Annotated in this window: 22 protein-coding genes and 3 tRNA genes; 14 read left to right on the forward strand and 11 right to left on the reverse strand. The window is 41.2% G+C overall.

From position 1 onward, the window contains the following. Window positions 1-592 precede the first annotated feature (592 nt). The 5 genes from thrS to G564_RS0111075 all read left to right on the forward strand — a co-directional run bounded on the left by thrS (window position 593) and on the right by G564_RS0111075 (window position 4,221). Window positions 593-2,539 carry a threonine--tRNA ligase gene (gene thrS / locus G564_RS0111055; protein ID WP_029037719.1) on the forward strand — a complete coding sequence of 649 codons (1,947 nt, stop codon included), beginning with the start codon at window positions 593-595 and terminating at the stop codon, window positions 2,537-2,539. Between the two features lie 64 nt (window positions 2,540-2,603). After that, the gene (gene infC / locus G564_RS0111060; RefSeq protein ID WP_262504842.1) at window positions 2,604-3,125 is read left to right on the forward strand and encodes a translation initiation factor IF-3; all 522 of its coding nucleotides are present in this window, start codon (window positions 2,604-2,606) and stop codon (window positions 3,123-3,125) included. A 67-nt stretch (window positions 3,126-3,192) separates the two neighbouring features. Beyond that, window positions 3,193-3,390, forward strand: coding sequence for a 50S ribosomal protein L35 (rpmI, locus tag G564_RS0111065; RefSeq protein ID WP_029033297.1), 198 nt, complete (start codon window positions 3,193-3,195; stop codon window positions 3,388-3,390). A 149-nt stretch (window positions 3,391-3,539) separates the two neighbouring features. After that, on the forward strand, window positions 3,540-3,884 hold the full coding sequence (gene rplT / locus G564_RS0111070; RefSeq protein WP_029037720.1) for a 50S ribosomal protein L20: 345 nt from the start codon (window positions 3,540-3,542) through the stop codon (window positions 3,882-3,884). Between the two features lie 130 nt (window positions 3,885-4,014). Continuing rightward, window positions 4,015-4,221, forward strand: coding sequence for a hypothetical protein (locus G564_RS0111075; RefSeq protein WP_029037721.1), 207 nt, complete (start codon window positions 4,015-4,017; stop codon window positions 4,219-4,221). A 30-nt stretch (window positions 4,222-4,251) separates the two neighbouring features. Here the strand turns inward: G564_RS0111075 and G564_RS0111080 are convergent, their stop codons facing one another. The 8 genes from G564_RS0111080 to tgt all read right to left on the reverse strand — a co-directional run bounded on the left by G564_RS0111080 (window position 4,252) and on the right by tgt (window position 12,851). Continuing rightward, window positions 4,252-4,695 (reverse strand): secondary thiamine-phosphate synthase enzyme YjbQ, encoded by a 444-nt coding sequence (locus G564_RS0111080; protein ID WP_029037722.1) that lies wholly within the window; start codon window positions 4,693-4,695, stop codon window positions 4,252-4,254. A gap of 14 nt (window positions 4,696-4,709) precedes the next feature. Beyond that, a complete protein-coding gene (locus tag G564_RS0111085; protein WP_029037723.1) occupies window positions 4,710-5,543 on the reverse strand; it encodes an amidohydrolase family protein in 834 nt (277 codons plus the stop codon). A gap of 132 nt (window positions 5,544-5,675) precedes the next feature. Then, window positions 5,676-6,860, reverse strand: coding sequence for a hypothetical protein (locus G564_RS0111090; protein WP_029037724.1), 1,185 nt, complete (start codon window positions 6,858-6,860; stop codon window positions 5,676-5,678). A gap of 151 nt (window positions 6,861-7,011) precedes the next feature. Beyond that, the gene (gene dnaB, locus G564_RS0111100; RefSeq protein WP_029037725.1) at window positions 7,012-8,565 is read right to left on the reverse strand and encodes a replicative DNA helicase; all 1,554 of its coding nucleotides are present in this window, start codon (window positions 8,563-8,565) and stop codon (window positions 7,012-7,014) included. A gap of 167 nt (window positions 8,566-8,732) precedes the next feature. Then, complete coding sequence (locus tag G564_RS0111105) at window positions 8,733-9,686, reverse strand: acetyl-CoA carboxylase carboxyltransferase subunit alpha (RefSeq protein WP_029037726.1); 954 nt, start codon at window positions 9,684-9,686, stop codon at window positions 8,733-8,735. A gap of 46 nt (window positions 9,687-9,732) precedes the next feature. Beyond that, window positions 9,733-10,656, reverse strand: a complete 924-nt coding sequence (locus tag G564_RS0111110; protein WP_029037727.1) for a DMT family transporter — start codon at window positions 10,654-10,656, stop codon at window positions 9,733-9,735. After that, complete coding sequence (locus tag G564_RS0111115) at window positions 10,643-11,719, reverse strand: LptF/LptG family permease (protein WP_029037728.1); 1,077 nt, start codon at window positions 11,717-11,719, stop codon at window positions 10,643-10,645. The genes G564_RS0111110 and G564_RS0111115 overlap by 14 nt, the downstream gene beginning before the upstream one ends. Before the next feature lies 1 nt (window position 11,720). Then, the gene (gene tgt / locus G564_RS0111120) at window positions 11,721-12,851 is read right to left on the reverse strand and encodes a tRNA guanosine(34) transglycosylase Tgt (protein WP_029037729.1); all 1,131 of its coding nucleotides are present in this window, start codon (window positions 12,849-12,851) and stop codon (window positions 11,721-11,723) included. Window positions 12,852-13,277: 426 nt separating this feature from the next. On the opposite strand from tgt, the gene G564_RS0111130 reads away from it, so the two are divergent. The 3 genes from G564_RS0111130 to G564_RS0111140 all read left to right on the forward strand — a co-directional run bounded on the left by G564_RS0111130 (window position 13,278) and on the right by G564_RS0111140 (window position 15,909). Further along, on the forward strand, window positions 13,278-14,123 hold the full coding sequence (locus G564_RS0111130) for a transketolase (protein WP_029037731.1): 846 nt from the start codon (window positions 13,278-13,280) through the stop codon (window positions 14,121-14,123). A gap of 107 nt (window positions 14,124-14,230) precedes the next feature. Continuing rightward, complete coding sequence (locus G564_RS0111135; RefSeq protein WP_029037732.1) at window positions 14,231-15,184, forward strand: transketolase family protein; 954 nt, start codon at window positions 14,231-14,233, stop codon at window positions 15,182-15,184. A gap of 119 nt (window positions 15,185-15,303) precedes the next feature. Next, window positions 15,304-15,909 carry an outer membrane beta-barrel protein gene (locus G564_RS0111140; protein ID WP_029037733.1) on the forward strand — a complete coding sequence of 202 codons (606 nt, stop codon included), beginning with the start codon at window positions 15,304-15,306 and terminating at the stop codon, window positions 15,907-15,909. Window positions 15,910-15,955: 46 nt separating this feature from the next. Here the strand turns inward: G564_RS0111140 and G564_RS0111145 are convergent, their stop codons facing one another. After that, window positions 15,956-16,864, reverse strand: coding sequence for an FKBP-type peptidyl-prolyl cis-trans isomerase (locus G564_RS0111145; protein WP_029037734.1), 909 nt, complete (start codon window positions 16,862-16,864; stop codon window positions 15,956-15,958). Between the two features lie 77 nt (window positions 16,865-16,941). Between G564_RS0111145 and G564_RS0111150 the strand changes: the two genes are divergently transcribed. Together G564_RS0111150 and G564_RS0111155 are read left to right on the forward strand one after the other, a co-directional pair. Further along, window positions 16,942-17,331 (forward strand): RNA-binding S4 domain-containing protein, encoded by a 390-nt coding sequence (locus G564_RS0111150; RefSeq protein ID WP_029037735.1) that lies wholly within the window; start codon window positions 16,942-16,944, stop codon window positions 17,329-17,331. Window positions 17,332-17,373: 42 nt separating this feature from the next. Continuing rightward, a complete protein-coding gene (locus G564_RS0111155; RefSeq protein ID WP_029037736.1) occupies window positions 17,374-17,877 on the forward strand; it encodes a phosphoribosyltransferase family protein in 504 nt (167 codons plus the stop codon). On the opposite strand, the gene G564_RS0111160 is transcribed toward G564_RS0111155, so the two are convergent. Then, entirely contained in the window at window positions 17,869-18,390 is a 522-nt protein-coding gene (locus G564_RS0111160) for a shikimate kinase (RefSeq protein WP_029037737.1), read from the reverse strand. The two genes, G564_RS0111155 and G564_RS0111160, sit on opposite strands and share 9 nt — an antisense overlap. Before the next feature lie 132 nt (window positions 18,391-18,522). On the opposite strand from G564_RS0111160, the gene G564_RS0111165 reads away from it, so the two are divergent. The 4 genes from G564_RS0111165 (at window position 18,523) to G564_RS0111180 (ending at window position 19,618) form a co-directional block, all read left to right on the forward strand. Next, window positions 18,523-18,595 (forward strand) — tRNA-Lys (locus G564_RS0111165). A 98-nt stretch (window positions 18,596-18,693) separates the two neighbouring features. Continuing rightward, a tRNA-Lys gene (locus G564_RS0111170) sits at window positions 18,694-18,766 on the forward strand. A gap of 164 nt (window positions 18,767-18,930) precedes the next feature. Then, window positions 18,931-19,014: transfer RNA gene (locus G564_RS0111175), tRNA-Leu, on the forward strand. Window positions 19,015-19,195: 181 nt separating this feature from the next. Further along, window positions 19,196-19,618 carry a hypothetical protein gene (locus tag G564_RS0111180; protein ID WP_029037738.1) on the forward strand — a complete coding sequence of 141 codons (423 nt, stop codon included), beginning with the start codon at window positions 19,196-19,198 and terminating at the stop codon, window positions 19,616-19,618. 280 nt (window positions 19,619-19,898) lie between these two features. On the opposite strand, the gene G564_RS0111190 is transcribed toward G564_RS0111180, so the two are convergent. Continuing rightward, complete coding sequence (locus tag G564_RS0111190) at window positions 19,899-22,169, reverse strand: aconitate hydratase (protein ID WP_029037739.1); 2,271 nt, start codon at window positions 22,167-22,169, stop codon at window positions 19,899-19,901. Window positions 22,170-22,568: the final 399 nt, after the last annotated feature.

A 22,568-nucleotide genomic window follows, 5' to 3' on the forward strand; every position in this document is an offset into this window, starting at 1 on the left:
CCCCTCTCCTGTCACTCGCTCTCAAAGCGGCTGCAAATATACAACCGAATTCCACTTCCGCAAGCTTCCTCTAAAAATAATTTAAGCTTTTTTTGACATTTTTGAAACTCCGGGAAATAAGGTGCTGAAAATGACATTTTTGAGAGGAATAAAAAAGTTAAATCTACGAAGTTAGAAGTACGAGTTCATGTTGTGCAATTCCAGATGATCCCACTTCGTGACCTGTACTTCAGAATATCTTCATGAAACATTTTTTTTGAGGAGGATTTCTTTTAACCGCTGTCAGGGCTTAAAGCCGCTGACAGGGTTAGGAGCGGAAAATCCTGTTTCCTGATTCCCTTATCTGGACTCCATCAACAATAAAATCAATTTTAAATTTTGAATCTTGAATCCGGAATCACATTTTGCGTTAACGGGTGAAGCGGCATCTTTTAAAGCGCCTGAAAAAAAGACGCTTTTAAAATACAGCGGAACACGCGACTCCCCGAAGCCCTAGCGAAGGGGAGGAACGCCCATAAATTTGAGATACATATATAATAGTATTGTAAAGCACCCCTGAACCTGTTATCTTTGCAGCCTTAATTAAAGTTTTATGATAAAGATTACGTTGCCCGACGGCAGTATTAAAGAGTTTGAAAACGGCACTACCCCAATAGAGGTGGCAAAGAGCATTAGCGAAGGCCTGGCCCGCAATGTTATTTCGGCAAAGTTCAACAATCAGGTGGTGGAGACGACCACTCCCCTTAATACAGACGGCAGCCTTACTTTATATACCTGGAATGATGAAGAGGGAAAGAAGGCTTTTTGGCACTCTTCTTCTCATGTAATGGCGCAGGCTATTCAGGATCTTTATCCGGAAGCTAAACTCACTATAGGACCCGCTATTGAAAACGGGTTCTACTATGATGTGGATTTTGGAGAACATAAGATCTCTGAAAATGACTTCAAAAAGATCGAGGACCGAATGCTGGAGATCGCCCGCGGAAAGCACGATTTCAACATGCGTTCTGTACCAAAGGAAGAAGCTCTTGGATATTACAGACGGGAAAACAACCCTTTTAAAGTAGAACTTATCGAAAACCTGGAGGACGGAACCATCACTTTCTGCGACCACGATACTTTTACCGATCTATGTCGCGGAGGACACCTCCCGAATACTGCTCCTATTAAAGCAGTAAAGCTGATGAGCGTCGCCGGCGCTTACTGGAGAGGTAATGAGAAGAATCCGCAACTAACAAGGGTCTACGGAATTTCCTTTCCGAAGCAGAAAGATCTTAAAGAGTATCTTGAGCTTTTAGAGGAAGCGAAAAAGAGAGACCACAGAAAACTCGGAAAAGAACTGGAGCTGTTTACTTTTTCTCAAAAAGTGGGTCAGGGACTGCCATTATGGCTTCCTAAGGGTGCAGCTTTAAGAGAGCGCCTGGAGAACTTCCTTAAAAAAGCGCAGAAAAGAGCGGGATATGAAATGGTAGTAACTCCGCATATTGGGCATAAAGAATTATATGTGACTTCAGGTCACTATGAAAAATACGGAGAAGATAGCTTTCAGCCGATCAAGACTCCTAATGAAGGAGAGGAATTTCTACTGAAGCCCATGAACTGTCCTCACCACTGTGAGATCTATAATAACGGTCACTGGAGCTATAAAGATCTTCCGAAGCGTTTTGCGGAATTCGGAACTGTATATCGTTACGAGCAGAGTGGAGAATTACACGGACTTACCCGGGTTCGCGGCTTCACACAGGATGACGCCCACATTTTCTGTACTCCCGATCAATTGGATTCTGAATTTAAAAAAGTGATCGACCTTACATTATATGTATTCAATTCCCTCGGTTTTGAAAACTTCACCGCACAGGTGTCTTTGAGAGATCCGGAGAATAAAACAAAATATATAGGATCTGACGAAAACTGGGAAAAAGCGGAAAGTGCCATCATTAATGCAGCAAAGGAAAAAGGCCTGAATTATGTTGTCGAAACCGGAGAAGCCGCTTTCTATGGTCCTAAACTGGACTTCATGGTGAAGGATGCTCTGGGCAGACAATGGCAGTTAGGAACAATTCAGGTGGACTATAATCTACCGGAAAGATTTAACCTGACATACAAGGGAAGTGACAACGAAATGCACCGCCCGGTCATGATCCATCGTGCTCCTTTTGGTAGTATGGAGCGCTTTGTTGCCATACTTTTAGAACACACAGCAGGTAATTTCCCGCTCTGGTTGATGCCAGAACAAGCTATTATTCTCTCTCTCAGTGAGAAATATGAAAAATACAGCCAAAAAGTTTTAACTTTGCTGGAAAATCACGAAATTCGCGCCCTTGCCGACAACCGAAGTGAAACTGTAGGTAAAAAGATCAGGGAAGCAGAGGTTAGCAAGATCCCATATATGTTGATCGTTGGGGAACAGGAAGAAAATAATGGAACGGTTTCTGTACGTAAACATGGGGAAGGAGATTTAGGCAGCATGTCTGTCGAAGATTTCGCCCAACTAATTAAAAAAGAAGTAAATAGTACTTTAAAAGCATTTGAAGTTTAAGTTTAACCAAAATTTTTGAGCCATAGCAATACGTAGAAAAAGAACCAAAAGACCTCTTAGAGAAATCAAAGAAGATCCGCACCGAATTAACGGAAAGATCCGTGCGGAAGAAGTTCGCCTCGTGGGCGACAACGTGGAAATGGGTGTGTACCCAACCCGTAAAGCATTAGCCATTGCCGAAGAGCAGGAGCTGGATTTGGTAGAAATATCGCCAAATGCCAATCCTCCCGTTGCCAAAGTAATGGACTATAAAAAGTTTCTCTATGAACAGAAAAAGCGTGATAAGGCATTAAAGGCCAAGGCCACCCAGGTGGTTGTAAAAGAGATCCGTTTTGGTCCTAATACAGACGATCACGACTATGAGTTTAAGAAAAGGAACGCGGAAAAATTCCTTAAAGACGGAGCCAAATTAAAAGCTTTTGTATTCTTCAAAGGACGTTCCATTGTATTTAAGGAACAGGGAGAGATCCTGTTACTGCGCCTTGCTACTGACCTGGAAGAACTTGGAAAAGTAGAGCAAATGCCAAAACTGGAAGGGAAGCGAATGACCATGTTCCTCTCCCCTAAGAAGACCAAATCGAAATAATATCCTGCAGCCCAATTGGGCTGTATGATCTACAATAATAAGTGAGATAATTAAAAAGAAGGACAGAATGCCTAAGATGAAAACAAAATCCAGTGCCAAGAAGCGTTTCAAGCTTACCGGTACCGGAAAGATCAAAAGAAAGCATGCGTTTAAAAGTCACATCCTAACAAAGAAGACTAAAAAACAAAAGCTCGCGCTGACTCACAGTACTTTAGTACATGAGGCAGACGAAAAGAATATCAAACTTCAATTACGTTTATTGTAGTTGAACCTTTGATGGTTTACCAAATTTAATAACCCTGGAGTCAGGCAAAATGAACTTAGAAATTAGTCCCGATAGCTATCGGGATAGATTTTAGAAGTTCTTTTTAAAAGTGTCAAGAACGACCGCCTGCTACAAAAAAATTTAAAAATATGCCAAGATCAGTAAATTCAGTTGCGAAGAGAGCCAGAAGAAAAAAGGTTCTTAAGCAAGCAAAAGGTTACTTTGGACGTCGTAAGAACGTTTGGACAGTAGCTAAAAACGCGGTTGACAAAGCAATGTTATATGCTTACAGAGACCGTAAGACCAAGAAGAGAAATTTCCGTTCACTATGGATCATGCGTATCAACGCAGGTGCCCGTATGCACGGAATGTCTTATTCACAATTCATGGGGAAAGTAAAAGCCGCAGGTATCGAATTGAACCGTAAGGTTCTTGCAGACCTTGCGATGAATCATCCCGATGCGTTTGAAGCTATCGTCAAAAAAGTAAAATAAATTAAACTGTTATCTCACTTATAAAGATCCCGTTCGAAAGAGCGGGATCTTTTATTTTAAAATTTTATCAGATTTTCTGCATCTTTTTTCCGGTTTCCACGTCCTGGAGATATAATCAAAAAACAGAAAAATGAAAGAGCTCAAATGGATTTTCACCCTTACCTTTTTACTAGCCCTGCAGATCTATGCTTCCCCGGCCAATGACACGCTGGAATTAACTGCCACTTTTTGTCACTTTGCTGACAGTAGCTTAAAATGTTCATGTTCTGAAGAGACAAAAGAGGTCAAAAAGGAACAGGAGCGTACGACAAGAAAGCTGCGAAGACAAAATTTCTAAGAACTTTTCAGGCGGGATAAAGAGATCTCTTTAACTTTTTTTCTCTCCATATATTGTCAAAACCAGTTTCCTGCTACCGCCGTGATCCCTATGTTCTCCAAGATAAATTCCCTGCCATGTACCAAGGTTCAATCTTCCCATTGTAACAGGAACCTGGACAGAGAATCCCATTAAGGAGGATTTGATATGAGCCGGCATATCATCACTACCTTCAAGTGTATGCTTGTAGTATGGCTGATCTTCGGGTACCATTTCGTCAAAGTGACTTTTAAAATCTTCCCTCACTGTAGGATCTGCATTTTCATTAATACTTAAACCTGCAGAAGTATGTTTAATGAAAACATGAAGAAAACCTGTTTTTACCTCTTTTAGTTCCGGCAACTGTCGCAGTATTTCATCTGTGATCAAATGGAATCCCCGGGGCCTTAATGCCAATTCAATCTCTTTCTGAAAAATGTAATCGAGTTTTCCCATTTTTGACACCTTATTTAAAACATCTTCAAGTTATAAAAATCTGATGCATTTTTTCCAAAGATCTTCTCTTTATCCTCTTTTGAATAGCTGCTGAAGAAATCTTCCACGAGAAAAACTACTTCCTTATATGTTGCTGCGGAAAGGCATACCGGCCAGTCCGAACCGAACATTAAACGATCGGGACCAAAGGAGTCGGCTACCACCTCAAGGTAGGGCGTGAAATCGGAAGTTTTCCAGCTTAAGTCGGGAGTTTCAGTCACTAGTCCGGACACTTTACACCAAACATTCGGAAATTCGGCCAGTTGTACAATGTTGTTCTCCCAATTCTTGCCCGGTTTACCTGAAATTTTCGGTTTCCCCATATGATCCAACACAAATTTTTGCCTGGGAAAAGACTGTACAAGTTCCACTGCAGATTTCAGCTGATAATTAAAGACCAGAAGATCAAAAGTTAGTCCGAGGTTAGCGAGCATGCCTATCCCCCGCTGAAAATCGGGAGCGGTCATAAATTCTCCTTTTTCGTCCCAAACCGTATGACGTATACCTTTCAATAATGGATTTTTAGAGAAGTATTTTAACCGGTCCTCCACATTGGGCGACGAAAGATCTAACCATCCTACTACTCCTTTAACGATATCATTCTCTTCTGCTATTTTCAGAAGGTTTTCTGTTTCAGCTTCCGACTGATCTGCCTGTACGGCCACACATCCTGAAAACCCATTTTCTGTTAGTAATGGTAGTAGATCCCGGGGAGTAAAGTCTTTCCTTATTGATGCCATTTCATCAGGTATCCAGGAGTAGGTTTGTGGGTTGTATTTCCAGAAGTGCTGGTGAGAGTCGATTTTCATTGTGCGATCCTAAAATAATTGTGGAAATTTTCATTATGCGATCCTAAAATAATTGTGGAGACGATCCTAAAATAATTGTGGAGACGCCCTAGTAGGGCGTCTGTACGGTACGGCGAAATAGATGCTTTGCATCTATGTCTTCTGTTTTTGTTTTTTGGCAGCCGGGAAGAGCACATTATTCAGGATGAGCCGGTATCCCGGAGAAGTGGGATGCAGTTCCAGTTCGGTCTTTGGATCTCCTACCATATGCTGATAATCTTCGGGGTCGTGACCTCCGTAAAAGGTGAAAAATCCGTTGCCTTTAATTCCGTGGATATATTTTGCTTCACCGTTTATCCTGCTTTCTCCCATGACCAGAACTGTTGGTTTTATGGTCGCAGGATCATAAGCGGTAGTCTGACCCATAAAGCCTTTTACCAGCATTGTATGATTCTGTGTGAGCATAGTAGGAACGGGATCCCATTTCGCCGAATATTCCATGAGCGTGAAATAATCCACATCCATTGGCACCTGCCGTTTACCGGTCATGTCTATAGAAGAAAATTCGTAAACCATTGGATTTCTTTCGAGAATAAAATTTTCAAATGCGAAGCTCTTTTCGAAATTCAGCCTTTTTTGATAATCTGCATCACTGGGATCTCCGTCAAACATAGGTTCTGCAATGTCTACTCCTTCGGCCGAAAGGGCTATATCAAAGCTATCTGTGGCACTGCACATGGCGAACATGAATCCGCCGCCAACTACATAATCTCTGATCTTTAATGCTACTGCCAGTTTAGCTTCAGAAACTTTGTCGTAACCTAACCGGTTTGCCAAAGCTTCAGCCTGCTTTTTATCTTCTATGTACCAGGGAGCAGTACGATAGCTGCGGTAAAATTTTCCATACTGCCCGGTAAAATCTTCATGATGTAAATGCAGCCAGTCAAATAACAACAATGCATCATTCAGCACTTCCTCATCATAAATGGTTTCGTAGGGAATCTCGGCATAAGTGAGGACCATAGTCACTGCATCGTCCCAGGGCTTATTATCCTGAGGGGAATAAACGGCGATCTTTGGCGCTTTTTCCAGAAGGACTGCTTCCATATTTCTTGACGGGCTGGAGATCTCTTCAAGGATGGATTCTGTCTTTTGATCACTTATCACCTCAAATGATACTCCACGGATCTTGCACTCCCTGCGCAATTCCTCAGAATCGGGCAAGAGAAAAGACCCTCCCCGATAGTTGAGAAGCCACTGCACCTTCACATTTTTGTCGAGCATCCAATAGGTGATCCCATAGGCTTTAAGGTGATTCCGCTGTGTTTCAGCATCCATGGGAATAAGGATCTGGGATGCAAATACCGGTGAAGAACTCAGGAAAAACAGGAGGACAAAAAAACCGGAAAAGAAGGAATTCTTTCCGGCTCTTTGATATTTTGTTACAGATTTTCTGCTTCCCAAGGATTTCAGAACAAGTATATAATTTTTAAAAAGGCACGTCGCTGTCGTCATCATTTAAATCATCGTTCATTGAGCTTCCGAAGGCTTCATCGGCACTCGGGAAATGGCCGGTATTAAAGCCCATGTCCCCCGAATCGTCATCATTCATCTTCGAATGGAATTCAGAAGGAGAATCAAAGTCATCTAAGTTATCGAATTTACCTAAATGTCCAATGAATTTCAAACGAATATTCTCCAAGCCTCCGTTCCTGTGTTTGGCAACTATGAATTCCCCCTGTCCATCTGTGGGAGAGCGCTCTTCGTCATCCCATTCTTCGATCTTATAGTATTCGGGGCGATAGATAAACGATACAATATCGGCATCCTGTTCAATAGCTCCAGATTCCCGAAGATCACTCAAAAGTGGCCTTTTTGAACCTCCTCTTGTTTCTACAGCACGGGAGAGCTGCGAAAGTGCGATAACCGGAACGTTTAATTCTTTGGCTAGTGCTTTCAGGTTTCTCGAAATTGTAGAGATCTCCTGCTCCCGGTTTCCACCTTTTTGGCTTCCGCCTGCAGTCATTAACTGGAGGTAATCAATTACTATTAGTCTAATTCCGTGCTGCGAAGCGAGCCTTCTTGCTTTTGCCCGAAGATCAAAAATAGAAAGCGAAGGTGTATCATCTATAAATAATGGTGCTTTCTCAAGCGCTTTTACCTTTACGTTCAACTGCTCCCATTCGTGTTTTTCGAGGTTTCCGGTACGGAGTTTTTCTGAAGACAAGCCTGTTTCCGAAGAGATCAATCTGGTGATCAACTGCACCGAAGACATCTCCAGGGAGAAAAAAGCAACCGGAATGTTTTGCCCAACAGAAATATTACGGGCCATTGAGAGCGTCAAAGCCGTTTTTCCCATACCGGGCCGTGCGGCCACAATAATAAGATCACTTGGCTGCCAACCTGAAGTTAATTTGTCAAGCTTATCAAATCCTGAAGGAACTCCACTTAGTCCGGATTTATTTGAAATTTCCTCAATCCTCTTTTTTGCCTGCATCACAAGCTCCTGCGCCGTCTCTGAAGATCTTTTGATGTTCCCCTGGGTTACTTCATAAAGTCTGGATTCTGCCTTGTCTAAAAGGTCGAAAACATCTGTTGTTTCATCGTAGGACTCCTCGATGATTTCATTTGATATTTTGATCAGACTTCGTTGAATATATTTTTGAAGAATAATCCTCGCGTGAAATTCAATATGGGCCGAAGAAGATACTTTTTGAGTTAGCTGGACCAGGTAAAAATCCCCTCCCGCCTGCTCAAGCCTCTCATCTTTCCTCAATTGGTTGGAAACCGTTAATAAGTCGACAGGTTCTGAATTCTCGAATAACTTAAAAATGGCTTCAAAGATGTATTGGTGAGCACTTTTATAGAATACATCGGGGTGTAAAATATCGATGATCTCATCAACTCCTCTTTTATCGATCATCATTGCTCCGAGCACAACCTCCTCTAAATCAACTGCTTGTGGGGGTAATTTTCCTTTTTCGAGATTTATGACATTCCCGGGACTGTAATTGTAATTTTGAGGGGCTTTGGCTTTTTCCATGTTACGAATGTAGAAAAATTGGTTTTAGAACGTTCCTGTGAGCGGGTCGACTTAGTTCACAGTTTATGAACATTTTAACTGTTGAAAACTTTATTATTTTGTTGATAAGGCCAAAAAAATCCGGAGTTTCACCCTCCGGATTTTTTTCCTTCTTATGTTTAAAGAGATTATCCTTTAAAGACTCCCATGTCAGAATACTTATCCATGCGTTTTTTCACCAATTCTACTGGTGATAAGTTTTTAAACTCATTGTAGGCATCGCTTATGGAGTTCTTTACTGTTTCGAAGGTCATTTCCCTGTTGCTGTGTGCTCCACCAAGCGGTTCCTTAACGATCTCATCAATAAGTTTTTGTTTCTTCATGTCTTTGGCAGTAAGCTTAAGAGCATCGGCTGCTCTTTCCTTGTATTCCCAGCTTCTCCAAAGAATTGAGGAACAGGATTCCGGGGAAATTACAGAATACCAGGTATTCTCCAACATCAACACCTTGTCTCCTACTCCAATTCCTAATGCTCCACCACTGGCACCTTCACCAATGATCACAACAATGATCGGTACCTTTAAACGGGTCATTTCCAGAATATTCCTTGCAATTGCTTCTCCCTGGCCGCGCTCTTCTGCTTCAAGACCCGGATATGCTCCAGGAGTATCGACAAATGTCACCACAGGAATTCCGAATTTTTCTGCAGATTTCATTAAGCGGAGTGCCTTGCGATAACCTTCAGGATTTGCCATTCCGAAATTTCGGTACTGACGTGTTTTTGTATTATATCCTTTTTGCTGGCCAACAAACATGTAACTCTGATCCCCAATCTTTCCGAGGCCACCAATCATGGCTTTATCATCTTTCACATTCCTGTCTCCGTGTAGCTCCAGGAAAGTTTCTCCACAAATTGCGTTGATATAATCTAAAGTATATGGACGGTTTGGATGACGGGAAAGCTGAACCCTCTGCCATGCAGTGAGATTTTTATAAATCTCTTTCTTGGTTTCGTTTAGCCTTTTTTCAATTTGACGGCAGGTAGCCGTTACGTCGACTTCACTTTCCTTACCAATGGCACAGGCTTTTTGGTACTGCTCTTCCAACTCTTTTATTGGTAATTCAAAGTCTAAATATTCCATAATGAGTTATGGGTTTGTTTTAAATTAGCTTACAAATATAAGAAACTTAAAAGGTAGCTTCCGGTTGTTTTTTAATTTTTCTCCTTGTCTTCAGAAAGCCATTTAAGATTACCGTACTCAAGATTATTGCCGCTCCATAATAAAATTCAGGATTCATGGCTTCTTCACTGCCAAAGACCCAAAAAGCCAGTAAAATCCCGTAGACTGGCTCAAGATTAATGGTGAGCATTATGGTGTACGGACTTAAATGCCGCATTACTGCCACCGAAGCAATGAAAGCATAGGCAGTACATACAGAAGCAAGTATAAGGAGATATCCCCAATCGGCCGAAGAAATATTGAAAAATTCCCTTCCGAAGCCTGCATTATTACTTCCAAAGAAAGTCAGGATCAAAAGATAAATTGTGATTGCTCCGGTCCCGGTAAGGAGTTCGTAAAATGAGATTACTGAAGCATCTTCTTTTTTTGCCAGCTTCCCGTTAATTAGCGAAAAAACTGCGGCAAGAAAAGCTGAAATAAGGGCCAATATAATTCCCGCCAGATATTCCGTCTCTACTTTAAATATGATATAAAGTCCGAATATCACGATCAAACCAAAGAGGATCTCATACCAGATCACCTTCCGCTTATAAAAGATCGGTTCCAGGATAGAAGTAAAAAAAGCTCCGGAAGAAAGAATTGCAAGGGTGATCGAGACATTAGAAACTTTAATGGCACCAAAGAAACTAAGCCAATGTGCCGCTATTACTACTCCTGCAATCAACATTACCAAAACCCGCTTTGGAGCCAGCCGCAATCTTTTCTTCTTCCATTTGATCCAGATAAATATGAATCCGCTTGCCAGGAGCATGCGGTACCAGACTAGCGGAACAGCATCAAGAGAGATCAATGCACCGAGAACTGCCGTAAATCCCCAGATGAACACAATCAAGTGAAAATGGAGATAGCTCTTTATTTTATCGCTTGGCATTCCAGAGCAGATAAATTGCTAAGATTCCGAAGAAAACATTGGGAAACCATACCGCTATTAAAGGAGAAAAAGTGCTTTGTTCTGCGATAGTTCCAAAAACCTTATCCATAAAAACGAATATAAAGGCAAGGGTTATACCTAAAGCGAGGTTAACCCCCATTCCTCCTCGGCGTTTCATAGAAGATACAGCTACTGCAATTACGGTAAGAATATATGCTGAAACGGGTAAGCTCCAGCGTTTGTAGGCCACTACTTTATAACGATTGATATTTCCAGAGCCTCTTCTCTTTTCCTGTTCAATAAAATCCCGCAATTCCTGGTAATTCAAAGTTTCTGCCATATAGGTAACAGGAGTAAGGTCTTCAAATTCAAAAGGCATGACTGTGTCCTTGCTTATTTCAGAATAAAGCAAATCTCCCTCTTCTCCTATAATTCTTTTGTTGTAATTAGTAAGGGTGTAGGTAGAATCTTCTTCATTAAGTTTTAGTCTGGAAGCACTGATCTTGAAACGCAGCTCATTTCCCTCGAAGTGTTCAAGAGTGAAATTCCTTGCTGAATTCGTCCGGGGCTGAAAGTGAGAAGCATAGATATACTCATTGTCGTTGATCTGCCTGTAAACATCACTGGTTTCCTGTACTTCGGCCCCACGTTTAAGGTAGGTATATTTGAATTCATTAAAACCCTTGCTTGCATTTGGAGCGAGATACATTCCCATTATGAGAGCTAACGCACTCACTATTGTGGACCCGATAAGATAAGGGCGTAAAAATCGCCAAAAAGAGACCCCACTGCTCAAAAATGCAATTATTTCTGTATTCTGTGCCAGCTTGGAAGTGAACCAGATTACAGACAGGAAGAGAAATAAAGGAAATAGGAGGTTTGAAAAGTAAATGGTAAAATCGATATAGTAATTCACAACTTCCCAGAATGGAACCTCATTCTCAAGGATCTTGTCAATCTTTTCTGCGATATTGATGGTAATCCCAATTGGAATAAACAAAAACAGCATAAGAACAAATGTTCCCAGATATCGTTTTAATATGTACCAGTCGAGGATCTTCAAATTACAGGCGTTTGTTCATTTGCTGCACCATCTTATTTTTCCAGGAAACAAAATCCCCTGCTAATATATGTTTTCTGGCCTCACGAACCAACCACAAGTAGAAGCCGAGATTGTGCATGGTTGCAATTTGCTTGCCAAGCATTTCATTGACCGAAAACAAATGTTTTAAATATGCTTTAGTATAATCCCTGTCAACATAAGTCGCACCCGACTCATCTATAGGTGAAAAATCATCCTCCCATTTTTTATTTTTAATGTTGATCGTGCCATGTGCAGTAAAAAGCATTCCGTTCCTGGCATTACGGGTGGGCATCACACAATCAAACATATCCACTCCCAGCGCGATATTTTCCAGAATATTAATTGGAGTTCCTACCCCCATCAGGTATCTCGGCTTCTCTTTTGGAAGGATATTCGTTACCACTTCGGTCATGGCGTACATCTCTTCTGCAGGTTCCCCGACAGAGAGCCCCCCAATGGCATTCCCTTCTGCACCGGCAGCAGCTATATATTCGGCAGATTGCTCTCTTAGATCCTTATATGTACTGCCCTGTACAATTGGAAACAAAGACTGTGAATACCCATATAAAGGTGGTGTCTTTTCGAAATGTGTAATACACCTGTCTAGCCATCTATGGGTGCGGTGCATGGAATTTTTAGCGTAGCGGTAATCACAGGGATAGGGAGTACATTCATCAAAAGCCATGATAATATCGGCCCCTATCATTCGCTGAATCTCCATAACATTCTCGGGAGTGAAATTATGATATGATCCGTCAATATGGGATTTGAACCTCACACCTTCTTCTTTGATCTTACGCCTTTCTGAAAGAGAATATACCTGATATCCACCACTGTCGGTAAGTATATTCCGGTCCCAGTTCATGAACTTGTGGAGACCGCCGGCTTTCTTCAAAATTTCAGTTTGAGGCCGAAGATAGAGATGATAGGTGTTCCCTAGAATAATATCTGGATTCACCTGTTCCTTAAGGTCTTTTTGACTTATACCTTTTACTGTCGCTATGGTCCCCACCGGCATAAAAATGGGAGTTTCAATAATTCCGTGGTCTGTAGTAATCACTCCGGCACGTGCACTACTGCCGGGATCGGTCACTGCTAATTCAAATTTCATAGAAGATTTTAATGGGCGCAAAGATAGTTAATTTTAATAGTCAGTGGGCAGTGGTCAGTGGGCAGAAATGGAAGTTAGATTTTAAAAGTGAGACTATAGAAGGAAATCTGCGAAGATCTGCGGGATCAGCGGGAAATGGAAATCAAAAACCAAATTCCAATACCCAATACCCAAAATCCCAAGTCCAATATTGCGACCGAACCACTTTTTTCAGTTCCCGGCTCCCAATTCCCGCCTCTCGTCTCCCGTTTCCCGTTTCCCGATTCTCGATTCTCGATTCTCTATTTCCGGTTCCGGAATTAACTAATTAACCAGTTCCTATTTAACTATTACCAACTGTTAACAGCTTTTGATAAGAAATGAGTCATGTTGATTTCCAAAGCATTGATAAAATAGTATTTTTGCAACACATTTAATTAAAACCAGATGCCAAACACACAACAATTAGAAGATTTTATCACCCAGGTGAGAAGGGACATTGTAAGGCAGGTTCACAAGGTAAATTCCGGTCACCCGGGAGGATCTTTGGGCTGTGCCGAATTTATTTCTGTGCTTTACCAGGAAGTGATGGATCGTAAGGAAGGATTTGATATGGACGGTAAAGGAGAAGATCTCTTCTTCCTTTCCAATGGTCATATTTCTCCTGTTTTTTACAGCGTTCTTGCCCGCAGCGGATATTTCCCCGTGGAGGAACTAAATACTTTTAGACTCATCGATTCCCGCCTGCAGGGACACCCTACAACGCATGAAGGTCTACCCGGCGTACGTGTGGCTTCAGGATCCTTGGGACAGGGAATGTCTGTTGCCATTGGTGCAGCAAACTCTAAAAAACTTAATGGAGATAAGCATCTGGTTTATTCTCTACACGGCGACGGTGAGCTTCAGGAGGGCCAGAACTGGGAGGCAATCATGTATGCCGCCGCCAATAAAGTAGACAATCTCATTTCTACTGTAGATCGCAATTATCAGCAAATTGATGGTTGTACAGATGACGTTCTGCCAATGGGAGATCTCAAGGTGAAATTTGAAGCTTTTGGCTGGGATGTCCTGGAAATAGAAAATGGTAACGACATACAACAGGTTGTTGATGGGCTTAAAGAGGCTAAAAGCAGAACCGGAAAGGGGAAACCCGTTTGTATCCTATTAAATACTGAAATGGGCCACGGGGTAGATTTCATGATGGGAAGTCACAAATGGCATGGTGTTGCTCCAAATGACGAGCAGCTGGAAACAGCTCTTGCTCAAAACCCTGAAACTTTAGGTGACTATTAGCCACACCCAATTTCCCCAAAGAGGAGCTTGATCTTGACAAAATGAAAATTATTAACACTTAAATACACGCCCTAACTCCCCTCCTTTGGAGGGGCCGGGGGAGGCTTATGAAAAAATATACAGATACAGGAAAAAAGGATACACGCTCAGGATTTGGAGACGGCCTTACCGAACTGGGTAGAACTAATCCTAATGTAGTTGCACTTTGTGCAGATTTGGTAGGTTCCCTGAAAATGCAGGATTTCATTGATGAAAATCCCGAAAGGTTCTTCCAGGTAGGAATTGCTGAAGCCAATATGATGGGGATTGCAGCAGGTTTGACCATTGGCGGAAAAATCCCTTTTACGGGAACTTTTGCGAATTTCTCTACAGGAAGGGTTTACGATCAAATAAGGCAGTCAATTGCTTATTCTGACAAAAATGTGAAAATTTGCGCTTCTCATGCCGGCTTAACCCTGGGAGAAGACGGCGCAACTCACCAGATACTGGAAGATATTGGTTTGATGAAGATGTTGCCGGGAATGACCGTGATCAATACCTGTGACTACAACCAGACTAAAGCGGCAACTATTGCAATAGCAGAGCATCATGGTCCTGTATATCTTCGGTTTGGAAGGCCTAAAGTTGCCAACTTCACTCCTGAAGATCAGAAATTTGAGATAGGGAAAGCAGTAATGCTTAATGAAGGTAAGGATGTAACTATAATCGCTACGGGTCATTTGGTATGGGAAGCACTTCAGGCCGCAGAACAGCTTGAAGAACAAGGCGTTTCGGCTGAAGTGATCAATATTCACACCATTAAGCCACTGGATGAAGCTGCCATTCTTGCTTCAGTAGGAAAGACAGGTTGTGTAGTAACTGCAGAGGAACACAACTTCCTTGGCGGACTTGGGGAAAGCGTGGCCAGGACTCTGGTTCAGAATCATCCTGCACCTCAGGAATTCGTTGCCACTATGGACACCTTTGGTGAAAGCGGAACACCTGAGCAACTCATGCAAAAATATGGCCTTAATGCTGCGGCAATTGTCAAAGCCGCACAAAAGGTTATGAAAAGAAAATAGCTTCGGGTTAGCTTCTGAAATAAAAGCCTTTCAAAAATGTCATTTTTGGAAGGCTTTTATTTTTTAAAAATATTTTCTTGTTCAAAGCGTTTTAATCAATGAACTTAAAAAAACCTATTATGAAGAATTACCTGTTTATTTTATTGTTATGCTCTACCTCTGCCCTTTTTGCCCAAAGCGGATTTGGAGTAAAGGGCGGACTCAATTACGGAGATAATGGAGAAATTGCTTATACAGATATAACAAATGCCGGCGAAGATATCATGAAAGGCGGTGACAGCAAAGTGGGCTATCATTTTGGATTGTTTTACCGTGCCGATCTCGGAGGATTCTTTCTGCGGCCCGAATTGTTGTATACCAAAACCAAAAGCTCCTATGAATATAACGATCAGGAGGCCGATTATAATGTTTCCAAAATAGATCTTCCGGTTTTGCTTGGAATGGACATTTTGGGACCACTAAATGTTTTTGCAGGCCCCAGCCTTCAATACATATTAGAAAACGACTTTGATGGAGTCTCCCTGGGAGACGTTGAAAATGAATTTACAGTTGGCGCACAGTTTGGAGTCGGAATCAAACTGGGCAGTATAGGCCTGGATGTGAGGTATGAAAGAGCTTTAAAGGAAAATGAAGCAACAGTTCTGGACCTAAGTGGCGGCGAAGGACTTCAAAGGGTGGATACCCGACCCAACCAGCTTATATTTAGTCTCTCGGTCAAGCTTTAAAAGCTTCCTGTTCATTACATAATAAAAGCCCCTTTCGGGGCTTTTATTAGTTATTCTTATCCAGGTAATTTGGAGTTCCGTCTCCGGTTGAATCAGGATAAGGTATTATAATATTCCCATCCTCATCAGAGATCTCCTCCCGGGTGGGAATAAAATCTCCATCATCGTCTCTGTCAACATAATTAGGTATTCCATCCCCGTCTGTATCATCATTCTCTACACGTTGATCACCATTTATATCTTCCATCCAGGAAGGCACCCCATCATTGTCATGGTCGGCTTCATTTACGCCATAGAGTTTAAAAGTAAAAACCAGGGGACTATAGGAAGGAATGGTAGGTTGTGGACCATTGAAATAAGCTAAACCTGAAGGCAGGAACATAGCTCCAATCCCGAAGTCATTATTCCATTTGACTGTATTATCTGGAAGGATTTCAAAGCCTGAGGCTCCCCTGAATTCGGTCATAGCCTGTCCAAAACCGGCAACTGTTCTTGTAAGATCAAACCAAACCGGATTTCTGGAAGTATCAAAAACAGTCCGGTTCAAAAGAGAACCTTCATAAGCTACAAAAGTCGAATCGCTGAATTTTGGTTTAGGTTGCTCGGCTGCCCCTTCTCTTACTTTCAAAATATAAAGCGTATAATCCACCCCCTGATAATTGAAAACTTTACTTTCCAAATCAGGTGATGCACTTAAAGGAGTTTTATCTGCATTTGCCGCATTAATAGTATCTATTTTTATAGTATAATCGAATTCTGCAGGAGGATTTTGAAAGTCCTCATAATTGTAATAGTGAGTGTCCAGGTATTCCTGCAGCGCTGCCTGATCTGCTATCTCCTGCTCTCCTCTGTCCCGTGGTGGAATTACTTCTGCACCCGGATCATCGTCCTTATCACAGGAAACGCTAAAAAGAGCAATAAAAAGGGGTAAAAGCAATAATTTATTCAATCTCATCAAAACCTAATTTAGGGCCGCAAGATACAATATTCTTGTATTTTTGCTGATGATCGTTAGACTTTTACTGTAAAAATATGAGAGTAGATAAATATTTATGGAGCGTGCGGTATTATAAAACCCGAAGTATTGCGACAGAAGCATGTAAACAGGGAAAAGTAAGAGTAAATGAACAGGTGGTAAAGCCTTCCAGAGAAGTCTATGCTACAGATAAGATCTCAATAAGAAAGAATCAGATCAACTATCAGATCGAGGTGCTGGATATACCAAAAAGTCGCATTGGCGCAAAGCTTTCCAGTCTCTATGTAAAGGATATAACTCCAAAAGAGGAATTCGAAAAACTGGAACTATTAAAGTATTCAAGGGACTATTACCGTAAAAAAGGTACAGGCAGACCCACAAAAAAGGATCGCAGGGAACTTGATGACTGGTTCGATCCCGAAGATGATACGGAGGAAAACACCTGATGTTTTTATATTGCGGTTTGCTATCTTTGAAAAAAATCACACATGGAGAAAACATCTGTCCTTATTCTTGACCACCAGCAGATCAATCATAAGATCAAAAGAATTGCCTACCAGATCTATGAAAGTAATGTGGAAGAGGAAGAGGTTATTCTTGCCGGAATAAGCAGGAGCGGCTATGAACTCGCTCTCAAATTAAAGGAGGAACTTCAAAGTATTTCCGATCTCAAAGTGCTTATGTGTGAAGTCAAAATTAATAAGAAGAATCCTTTAGAGAAGATCACCACAAGTCTCCCTTCCCGGGATTATAAAGATAAAGCTCTTGTATTAATTGATGATGTACTTAATTCCGGCACAACCTTGATATACGGTGTAAAACATTTTCTTGATGTTCCACTCAAAAGGTTTAAAACTGCTGTCCTGGTGGACCGGAGTCACAAAAAATACCCTGTAAAAGCAGATTTTAAAGGCATCTCTCTTTCCACTTCAATTCATGAAACGGTGAAGGTAACATTTGAGGAAAAAAAGGACCGTGCAGAATTAGTTTAAGGCAGCAATAATTTCTTCAACTATAACGGGTATCGACTTTTCATCGGTATTAACAATCACATCACTCTGACTGTAGTAAAAGCTCCTTTCAAAAAGATGTTTCCGAATAAAGTCTTCCAGGATCTCCCGTGAACCCAAATGTTGAATCAAAGGTCTCTGCTCTCTTTCTTTAATGAGTCTTTGCGTAAGCTCAGCCAGACTGGTCTTAAGATAAATTGTAGTGGCATTTTGGGTATTTTTTATTTCCTGAAGATTTTTACCATAACAGGGAGTACCACCTCCAAGAGATAAAATAAAATTATTCTCCTGCTCCAGAAGCTCTTTTAGCACTTCGCTTTCCCTTTTGCGAAAATAAATTTCTCCTGAGTCTTCAAATATTTTAGAAATTGTTTTCATCTCCCTACGGCTTATCTCATCATCAAGGTCCAGATAATTAAGATGGGTCTGAGTCGCAAGCTCCATACCTACAGCTGTTTTTCCCGATCCCATGTAGCCGGTTAAAATTATTTTCATGCCTAAAACAATGATTATTAAAGAGTTTTACCCACTCCTTGATTTGATGAGCAAATTTAATCCATTTTGTTCTTGAAAAATAAATTAATGTGGGTATATTTGCACCCGCATTGGCAAAAATGCAACAAGGCAGATCTGGTAGCTCAGCTGGTAGAGCATCTCCCTTTTAAGGAGAGGGTCCTGGGTTCGAATCCCAGCCAGATCACGAAGTGAATGGGTGGGATGAGAATCCCGATAATAATCGGGACTGAGCGAAGTCGAAGGAAATCCCAGCCAGATCACAAATTAGTTCATAAGCATATTGACCTGGTAGCTCAGTTGGTAGAGCATCTCCCTTTTAAGGAGAGGGTCCTGGGTTCGAGTCCCAGCCAGGTCACAACGTACATGGATGGGACGAGTCCCGAGGGAAGTCCCAGCCAGGTGACTTTTTCCGGACCACAATCTCACAACGTAGGTCTTAAATTAAGGTCTTTGGAAGATGATCATATCAAGCAGAACTTCTAAAAGGACTTTTTACTTCCTTATTGAATTCTTAAAATTGCCCAGGTGCTGGAACTGGTAGACAGGCATGGTTGAGGGCCATGTGTCCATTAGGGCGTGCGGGTTCGAGTCCCGCTCTGGGCACTTTTTTATTCTCCGGCTTAATGTTATTTGAACGAATTTTCTTCAATTCGTTAAGATTTTTAGTTTTCCGACATCTTCGCCTACACAAAAGCTAAATTTCTGTTAATCATATTCTTAGCATCTACACGGTAAAAAATAAAGTTTATTTTTATCAAACCATTCACGCTTATTTCGGTATCAGATGCAATTTCAATTATACTCTCAGCTACTTAAACTTGATCTCTCAAATGATGATCTTCTTCAAATGTATTATGTCATTTACTATGACCTGAGACAGGAAGACCGCGAGATGGCTCAGAATGTAGCGAAGCTTATTGAAATAAGAGAAAAAACAAAACTTGAGTTAAGAAAATTACTTTTTAATATCAGAAATTCCATACAGTCGACAAAAATTGGAACGGCAGTTCTCAATTTTCTACCTGTATTTTTAAAGCTGGATTACCTCGCACGTAACACCTTCAATAATTTAAATCTGAAAGCCTGTTATGAAAAAGAGAAAAAAAATATTAAATTGTATTATGATACGCTATACAACCAGGATATACCATCCACGACTTTAGACGTATTATTAAAGCAAAAAAGGAAATTAGAATCCTTACCATAATAGATGAGAGTATAGTAATTTTTACTGGGGGGCAAAAATTACTTGATAGAATACTCCGGAAATAAACCTCCGGAGTTTCTCATCTACTTTTAAGAAAAGCTGTCGTAAAAGACGGCTTTTTTTATTTAATTATTATGTTGCGCCATAGTTTTACAGAAACTCTTAAAGCGTCTTCCGCAAAATATGCACCCCTGGCTTTCAATCTCCATATAAATTCTATTACGAAAAACAAAAACTCCCGCAGAACGGGAGTTTTGACTTTAGAAATGGCAGCCGGTTATTAGGCTGCACCATTTTGCTTCTTGATAAGATTCAATGCAGAACCTTCTTTATACCACTCAATTTGTGGCTGATTGTATGTATGATTGGCTTTGATAACATCTTTGGTACCATCAGCGTGTACAATTTCAACTGTCAGCTGCCTGTCTGGCGCAAAATTCTCAAGGTCGATGAAGTTAAAAGTGTCATCTTCCTGGATGAGATCATAGTCACTTTCATTAGCAAAGGTGATTCCCAACATCCCCTGTTTTTTCAGGTTTGTTTCATGGATCCTTGCAAAAGATTTGACAAGCACGACTTTCACTCCCAAATGTCTTGGCTCCATCGCAGCATGCTCTCTTGAAGATCCTTCACCATAGTTATGGTCTCCAACTACAACTGTTGGGATTCCTGCAGCCTTATATTTACGCTGAGTAGCAGGTACACCATCGTAATCTCCGGTGATCTGATTCTTCACAAAGTTGGTCTTCATATTGAAAGCATTGACCGCTCCAATTAAACAGTTGTTGGATATATTGTCCAGGTGCCCTCTAAAACGCAACCATGGCCCTGCCATAGAAATATGATCTGTAGTACATTTTCCATGAGCTTTGATAAGCAGCTTTGCACCCATAAGATTTTTACCGTCCCATGGTTCAAATGGTTCCAGTAGCTGAAGTCTTTCGGAATTCGGATTTACTTTCACCTCAACAGAAGACCCATCTTCGGTAGGAGCAAGATATCCCGGATCTTCAACATCAAAACCTTTTGGTGGTAATTCAAGACCTGTAGGCTCATCAAGCTTTACATATTCCCCGTCTTCATTTAAAAGTGTATCTGTAGTAGGGTCAAAATCCAGTCTACCTGCAATTGCAATTGCAGCCACCATTTCCGGTGAACCTACAAAGGCGTGAGTATTTGGATTTCCATCTGCTCTTTTAGAGAAGTTCCGGTTAAAAGAATGTACAATGGTGTTTTTCTCTTCTCCTTTACGGTCACTTCTGTCCCATTGTCCAATACATGGACCACAGGCATTTGTAAAGATCGTTGCGTCAAGATCCTCAAAGATCTGAAGTAAACCATCTCTTTCTGCAGTAAATCGTATAGTTTCAGATCCCGGATTAATACCAAAATCAGATTTTGCCTTTACTTTTTTGTCTACTGCCTGCTTTGCAATAGAAGCCGCACGGGTTAGATCTTCATAAGAAGAGTTGGTACAGGAGCCTATCAGCCCCCAGTCTACGTTTACAGGCCAATCATTTTTTCTTGCCTTCTCTCCCATTTCTGAAATAGGCGTAGCAAGATCTGGAGTAAAAGGTCCGTTAAGATGTGGCTTTAGTTCAGAAAGATTGATCTCTATTACCTGGTCAAAATATTTTTCGGGGTTTGCATAAACTTCAGCATCTCCGGTCAAATGTTCTTTAACTTCATTCGCAGCATCTGCCACATCTGCTCTATTTGTAGCCCGAAGGTAACGGGCCATAGACTCATCATATCCAAAAGTTGAAGTGGTTGCACCTACTTCAGCTCCCATATTACATATGGTACCTTTACCTGTAGCCGACATAGATTCGGCTCCTTCCCCAAAATATTCAATAATAGCACCGGTTCCACCTTTTACAGTAAGGATTCCCGCCACTTTTAGGATTACATCTTTTGGAGCAGTCCATCCCGAAAGTTTTCCGGTAAGCTTCACTCCTATCAGTTTAGGAAACTTAAGTTCCCAGGCCATTCCAGCCATAACATCAACAGCATCTGCACCACCAACACCAATGGCAACCATTCCTAGTCCACCGGCATTCACCGTGTGAGAATCGGTACCAATCATCATCCCCCCGGGGAATGCATAATTTTCAAGAACCACCTGGTGAATAATTCCCGCACCCGGTTTCCAAAATCCAATCCCGTATTTATTGGAAACAGATTCCAGGAAGTCAAAAACTTCGTCACTGGATTTTTTTGCGCTTGGAAGGTCAAACTGGGCTCCAAGTTTTGCCTGAATAAGGTGATCACAATGTACAGTGGTAGGAACTGCAACAGTTTTCTTTCCGGCCTGCATGAATTGCAGCAAAGCCATTTGTGCAGTAGCATCCTGGCAGGCAATCCTGTCTGGCGCAAACTCCACATAATCTTTTCCTCTTGTAAATTCCTTTGTTGGTTGTCCTTCCCAAAGATGAGAATAAAGAATTTTTTCTGAAAGAGTTAAAGGTTTACCGGCAATTTGACGGGCAGCATTTACACGCTCACCAATCTGGCTGTAAACCTTCTTGATCATATCAATATCGTATGCCATTTTGTTTGAGTTTTATTACGTTCTGAAGTGTTGCAAAATTACTAAATCCTGCCGGATTTAAAAAATTATAACCAAAGCTGAATTTTAACTGAAGATAATTTAATGATTCCTTAAAAATTCATAGGAAAAATTAAGCACTTGGCATAAAAATAAGATTAGAATAAGAAATTGGTAAATCCCGTCAATCACCGTTAATCCCGGTTGAACGAATTTGATTTAATGTGCAGCAGCTTTTTGCGCTGAAAGAGATAAACAGCAGGTGCAAGATAGGGCATCACTAACATAGAGATCAACCAAAAACTCTTATTGTAGATTTTCGAATTGATCATGTCCAGCAATAGGAACAACCAAAAACCGAATAGTACCAGGAAACTCATTATAGCTATAAATGTCAGGCTC

The organism is Salinimicrobium xinjiangense DSM 19287 (assembly GCF_000423585.1).
GTDB lineage: Bacteria > Bacteroidota > Bacteroidia > Flavobacteriales > Flavobacteriaceae > Salinimicrobium > Salinimicrobium xinjiangense.

What these genes read in the sequence shown, in the direction of transcription:
- G564_RS0111110 (WP_029037727.1), bottom strand. Translation starts at nt 10,656, where the DNA reads ATGCCAAGCGATAAAATAAAGAGCTATCTCCATTTTCACTTGATTGTG.
- G564_RS0111075 (WP_029037721.1), top strand. Translation starts at nt 4,015, where the DNA reads ATGAAAGAGCTCAAATGGATTTTCACCCTTACCTTTTTACTAGCCCTG.
- G564_RS0111190 (WP_029037739.1), bottom strand. Translation starts at nt 22,169, where the DNA reads ATGGCATACGATATTGATATGATCAAGAAGGTTTACAGCCAGATTGGT.
- dnaB (WP_029037725.1), bottom strand. Translation starts at nt 8,565, where the DNA reads ATGGAAAAAGCCAAAGCCCCTCAAAATTACAATTACAGTCCCGGGAAT.
- tgt (WP_029037729.1), bottom strand. Translation starts at nt 12,851, where the DNA reads ATGAAATTTGAATTAGCAGTGACCGATCCCGGCAGTAGTGCACGTGCC.
- G564_RS0111140 (WP_029037733.1), top strand. Translation starts at nt 15,304, where the DNA reads ATGAAGAATTACCTGTTTATTTTATTGTTATGCTCTACCTCTGCCCTT.
- thrS (WP_029037719.1), top strand. Translation starts at nt 593, where the DNA reads ATGATAAAGATTACGTTGCCCGACGGCAGTATTAAAGAGTTTGAAAAC.
- G564_RS0111080 (WP_029037722.1), bottom strand. Translation starts at nt 4,695, where the DNA reads ATGGGAAAACTCGATTACATTTTTCAGAAAGAGATTGAATTGGCATTA.
- G564_RS0111160 (WP_029037737.1), bottom strand. Translation starts at nt 18,390, where the DNA reads ATGAAAATAATTTTAACCGGCTACATGGGATCGGGAAAAACAGCTGTA.
- G564_RS0111085 (WP_029037723.1), bottom strand. Translation starts at nt 5,543, where the DNA reads ATGAAAATCGACTCTCACCAGCACTTCTGGAAATACAACCCACAAACC.
- rplT (WP_029037720.1), top strand. Translation starts at nt 3,540, where the DNA reads ATGCCAAGATCAGTAAATTCAGTTGCGAAGAGAGCCAGAAGAAAAAAG.
- G564_RS0111180 (WP_029037738.1), top strand. Translation starts at nt 19,196, where the DNA reads ATGCAATTTCAATTATACTCTCAGCTACTTAAACTTGATCTCTCAAAT.
- rpmI (WP_029033297.1), top strand. Translation starts at nt 3,193, where the DNA reads ATGCCTAAGATGAAAACAAAATCCAGTGCCAAGAAGCGTTTCAAGCTT.
- G564_RS0111090 (WP_029037724.1), bottom strand. Translation starts at nt 6,860, where the DNA reads ATGGATGCTGAAACACAGCGGAATCACCTTAAAGCCTATGGGATCACC.
- G564_RS0111130 (WP_029037731.1), top strand. Translation starts at nt 13,278, where the DNA reads ATGCCAAACACACAACAATTAGAAGATTTTATCACCCAGGTGAGAAGG.
- G564_RS0111150 (WP_029037735.1), top strand. Translation starts at nt 16,942, where the DNA reads ATGAGAGTAGATAAATATTTATGGAGCGTGCGGTATTATAAAACCCGA.
- G564_RS0111105 (WP_029037726.1), bottom strand. Translation starts at nt 9,686, where the DNA reads ATGGAATATTTAGACTTTGAATTACCAATAAAAGAGTTGGAAGAGCAG.
- G564_RS0111145 (WP_029037734.1), bottom strand. Translation starts at nt 16,864, where the DNA reads ATGAGATTGAATAAATTATTGCTTTTACCCCTTTTTATTGCTCTTTTT.
- G564_RS0111155 (WP_029037736.1), top strand. Translation starts at nt 17,374, where the DNA reads ATGGAGAAAACATCTGTCCTTATTCTTGACCACCAGCAGATCAATCAT.
- G564_RS0111135 (WP_029037732.1), top strand. Translation starts at nt 14,231, where the DNA reads ATGAAAAAATATACAGATACAGGAAAAAAGGATACACGCTCAGGATTT.